Origin of the sequence: Shewanella sp. 8A, assembly GCF_023475945.1 — a bacterium.
Lineage (GTDB): Bacteria > Pseudomonadota > Gammaproteobacteria > Enterobacterales > Shewanellaceae > Shewanella > Shewanella xiamenensis.
This window is the reverse complement of record NZ_JAMDJP010000127.1, coordinates 1-243: the sequence shown is the minus strand read 5'-3', so window position 1 is coordinate 243 and position 243 is coordinate 1. Positions and strand designations below refer to the sequence as shown.

Annotated in this window: 1 protein-coding gene; it reads left to right on the top strand. The window is 54.3% G+C overall.

Translation table 11 applies throughout. From position 1 onward, the window contains the following. A partial coding sequence (locus M0413_RS22850) for an Ig-like domain-containing protein (RefSeq protein ID WP_249555766.1) occupies positions 1-243 on the top strand: 243 nt, incomplete at both ends.

The window sequence follows — 243 nt, the reverse complement described above, 5'->3', positions numbered from 1 at the left end:
CTTAGTGCTCAATAGCAACGGTAGCTACAGCTTTACACCTAATGCCAACTGGAACGGTGCAGTTCCAGTCATTACGTACACCACCAACACCGGTGCCATAGCGACCCTGACCATCACGGTCACACCAGACAACACCGATGCGGCCAATGACAGCAAAACTGTCGTTGAGGACACCGTCGCCAGCGGCAACGTGTTAACTAACGATGAAGCGGGCAATACCAGCGTGGTCAGCTTCACCGTCGC